Genomic DNA, 4,171 nt, shown 5'->3' with positions numbered 1-4,171 from the left:
ATAGAAGAAATTTTTGAGTCATTAAAAATAGCTTAGGATTCTGTTTGGTCACTTGACTGTAAAATTTTTCAAGTAAAAATGCACTATCATAGTATTAAATTATTTTTCCCTTTAAAGCAACTTACATCTCCAACATTAACATTACCATTATGATCAGCTCTTCTATACCTTTGAACTGCATCCCAATTTCCAATATCATCCCATCCAATATTACTTGGAATTACATATATATCCTTAGCCTTTTCTAAAACTGAATAATCAATTGAAATAGCTTCAGTCTTATAATAATTTTCATCAACTAACTTTTGAATTGTGTCTATATCACACTCTTCTATTTCCTTTAATGCCTCATATGTCTCTTTAGAATACATTTTTATTTCTTTTAATATTCTATCTGTATTCCACATAAACATTCCTGCATTCCAAAGATATCTTCCATCATTAATATATTTTTCTGCCACGTCTTTATTTGGTTTTTCAACAAAAGAATTTACTTTTAATATATTATATTTTTTCTTTATTTCACTATTTTCTTCATATCTTATATAACCATAATTAGTTTCAGGTCTTATCGGTTTTATCCCTAAAGTTATTAGTGAATCTTTATTATTCTCAAGGAATACATTCCCATATTCTATAGTTTCTCTAAACATATCTTCATTACTTATTAAATGGTCGGAAGGTAATACGAGCATATTTGCAGAACTAAAATATCTTTTTATTACAAGTGCTGATAAACATATACATGGTGCTGTATTCCTAGGTTCTGGCTCAACTATTATATTTCTATCAGGTAAATCTGGTAATTGAGCTTTTACTAAATCTACATACCTACTTCCAGTACAAATAAAAATTCTTTCTAATGGTATTATTGGCTTTATTCTATCTACAGTCATTTGAATCATAGTTTTATTACCAATTAAATTTAAAAACTGCTTTGGCTTTTCTTCTGTAGATAATGGCCAAAACCTAGTTCCTTTTCCTCCTGCCATAATTAAAGCACATAACATTCTCAAAGTTCCCCCTTATCTTGCATGTTCATCTCCAAAAAGTACAAAGATAGTTTTCCATATCAATTTTGCATCAAGTAGTACATTTCTTTCTTTAACATACTTAATATCAAGCTTCATCCAATCTTCAAATTCTATATCATTTCTTCCTGATACCTGCCAGATACATGTTATACCTGGTTTTACATCTAATCGTTGAAGCATCCATTTATCAAATTTCTCTACTTCCTTTGGAAGTGATGGTCTTGGTCCTACAAGACTCATTTCACCCTTTATCACATTTATTATCTGTGGCAATTCATCTATACTTGTTTTTCTTATAAACTTTCCTACCTTAGTTATTCTTGGATCATCCTTCATCTTAAACATAGGTCCATCCATCTCATTTTTATCTAAAAGTTTGCTTTTTAGATCTTCTGCATTTTCACACATGGACCTAAACTTGTACATTTTAAACTTTTTACCCTTATATCCCACTCTATCTTGTACAAATATTATATTTCCCTTGCTTTCAACTCTTATTGCTATAGCTGTTATAATAAATACCGGACTTAGCAATATAAGCACAATTATAGAGAGAAATACATCAAAAAATCTTTTTATGAATAGATAGGAAAAACTCTTTTTAATTTCCTCATATTTTTCCCTCTCACATAAAGCATTAAAATTTTGCATTTCTCATATTCTCCCATTTATCTAAAAAATCTGAACCCTCGTCTAACCTTTATCTTATCGCCTTTAAATCTTACAATCTTATTTTCTAATAACCTCTCTGCACTATCATCAAATAGATTATTATATATTTTGTTTTTTGAAGCTGCTAAAGTGGTTCCTTCTTTTACACCTGTTTTTCTTGATGTATTATTATGTGCATCAGATCCTATAAAGTTATAAATACCATTCTTTGCGAAAATTTCAGCAGTTTTTTTAGCTTCTTTTCCAAAGTCTCCTTTTATACTTCCTGCATTCATCTGAAATAGCACTTCTTCTTCAATAAACTCATTAATAAGTTCTGGTTTTTCTTTTAGAAACTTATATCTTTCAGGATGAGCTAATATAGGTTTAACCCCCATAACTTGTAATTCATAAATTGTATCAAGGATTTCTCTTTCAAAATGTCCTTGCAAAGGCAACTCAAATAATAGGTAATTAGTATTAGTTAATGTACCTACTATATTTTCCTTATAATCCTCAATTAAATGACCTGAATAATAAACTTCCTGTCCATGATGTATCTTTACATTTATACCTTCATCTTCAGCCAACTTATTTATCTTTTTAGTTAGATTTACAATGTCACTATACTCAACTTCTGCATAACCTCTACAGAAATGTGGCGTTGCAATTATCTCATTAGTTCCCTGAAGCTCAGCATTCTTTAGCATTTCTATTGTCATTTTTATATTTTTTGAGCCATCGTCTACTCCTGGAATAATGTGAGAATGAATATCTATCATATTATTTCTGCCTTTCTTCTGATCCATAATAGTAATAGTATTTCTTTCTAATATTCTCTACTCCATTTAGTACAACTCCTAGAATATTAGCATCAACTTTTTTTAATAATTCTTTAGCTTGCCTTACAGAATCTCTCTTAGTTTTTTCAGCTCTAACTACTAAAATAGTTCCATCAGCCTTTGTTGATAATATCTGAGCATCTGTTACTGCTTGAAGGGGTGCACTATCTAAAATAATCATTTCATACTCATTTTTTAAACTCTGTATAAGATGTTCCATTGCCCTTGAACCAAGCATTTCTGATGGATTTGGTGGAATTTTTCCTGATGTCAGTACATCTAAATATTCATTAAAAGCATGCACTGTCTCACCTAGGTTTTCCCTACCTTTTAATAAATCTGAAAGCCCTGTCATATTTGAAATTTTAAATTTCTTATGTAACGAAGGCTTTCTTAAGTCACAATCAATAATAATAGTTTTCTTTTGAGCTTGAGAAAAAGATATTGCTAAATTTCCAGCAGTAGTGGACTTTCCTTCTCCTGCTTCAGAACTTGTTACTACTATGACTCTTATTTCTTTATCAAATGAAGAATACTGTATATTAGTTCTAAGTGTTCTATAGCTTTCAGCTGTTATTGATTTAGGTTTTTTATCAACTATAAACATTTTTATCTCCTTATTTAATTACATCTGTATTAGGAATAGATCCTAGCACTGGTAAATCTAAAATCTTTTCAACCTGATCCTTATCCTTAAATGTATTATCTAAAAATTCCAATATAATAGAAATTCCCGAACCACACATTAATCCTAAAATAAAAGCTATAAGCATATTTAACTTTTTATTTGGACTTACAGGAGCTGCCGGCAATTGAACTTTTTCTATAACTTTTACATTTGAATTTGTTATTAAATCAGCAGATTCTTTTACAAATTCATTTGATACTGCCTCTACTATGTCTTTACATACTTGTTTGTCCCCACCTGTATAACTTATTTCTAATATTTGAGTATCTGTTTTTGGTGTAACTGCAATTCCTCCTAAAGCCTCATCCGGAGTGACATCTAATTCCCCATTATCTACAGCCTTTTCCATTAGGTCTCTAGTTGTTATTATGTCTGAATACGTCTTTAACAACTTTTGATACATTTGAACATCGTTATTACTATATGATGCATCTTTGACATTTTCCGTCTCTTTACCTATAAATAATTTAGTACTAGCCGTATATTTGGGTTTAATTACAAAATAACTTAATACAGCTGCTACAATTGTTGCTACAAGAGTTATGCATACAATAAACTGCCATCTATCCCTTAAGGCATTTACTATGTCCTCCACTTTAAAGTTTTCTTCTTCCAAAAATATACCCTCCTTTGTATTGTTATTTTTATACTTAATAATTTTATTGTAACATTTTTGCATATATTTGTTAATACTATTTTTTACTTTACTAGTACAAAATAACCGTACATGTATTAATCACTTATTTTTTTGTAATATATGTGGATAATTACTATAGAAATTTGCCAAAAATATTTTTATGTACAATCGAGTAGGAGGTAATCAATTATTTTGATTACCGACCTCTCACACCACCGCATGTACAATGTCGTCAACTTAGCAATAAGAGACTTAAAAAAGAAACCTTAGATTAAATTTTTTTCAATAGCTATTTAAAATTTTCTTAAAAAATGGTACA

At 29.4% G+C, this 4,171-nt stretch carries 5 protein-coding genes; all 5 read right to left on the bottom strand.

Features of this window, described 5'->3' with window-relative positions:
• Nucleotides 1-86: 86 nt before the first annotated feature.
• The 5 genes from BM384_RS15985 to BM384_RS15965 are packed head-to-tail and all read right to left on the bottom strand — an operon-like array spanning nucleotide 87 to nucleotide 3,831.
• Complete coding sequence (locus BM384_RS15985) at nucleotides 87-1,010, bottom strand: mannose-1-phosphate guanylyltransferase (protein ID WP_090015101.1); 924 nt, start codon at nucleotides 1,008-1,010, stop codon at nucleotides 87-89.
• Nucleotides 1,011-1,025: 15 nt separating this feature from the next.
• Nucleotides 1,026-1,685 carry a sugar transferase gene (locus BM384_RS15980; RefSeq protein WP_090015099.1) on the bottom strand — a complete coding sequence of 220 codons (660 nt, stop codon included), beginning with the start codon at nucleotides 1,683-1,685 and terminating at the stop codon, nucleotides 1,026-1,028.
• A 17-nt stretch (nucleotides 1,686-1,702) separates the two neighbouring features.
• Nucleotides 1,703-2,494, bottom strand: a complete 792-nt coding sequence (locus BM384_RS15975) for a tyrosine-protein phosphatase (RefSeq protein WP_242946079.1) — start codon at nucleotides 2,492-2,494, stop codon at nucleotides 1,703-1,705.
• Nucleotides 2,469-3,134, bottom strand: a complete 666-nt coding sequence (locus tag BM384_RS15970) for a CpsD/CapB family tyrosine-protein kinase (RefSeq protein WP_090015097.1) — start codon at nucleotides 3,132-3,134, stop codon at nucleotides 2,469-2,471. The genes BM384_RS15975 and BM384_RS15970 overlap by 26 nt, the downstream gene beginning before the upstream one ends.
• 10 nt (nucleotides 3,135-3,144) lie before the next feature.
• Entirely contained in the window at nucleotides 3,145-3,831 is a 687-nt protein-coding gene (locus BM384_RS15965; RefSeq protein ID WP_090015095.1) for a YveK family protein, read from the bottom strand.
• Between the last annotated feature and the right edge of the window lie 340 nt (nucleotides 3,832-4,171).

The sequence above is a fragment of the Clostridium sp. DSM 8431 genome (genome assembly GCF_900116755.1).
Taxonomy (GTDB): Bacteria; Bacillota; Clostridia; order Clostridiales; family Clostridiaceae; genus Clostridium.
This window is presented reverse-complemented; position numbering and strand designations above follow the sequence as displayed.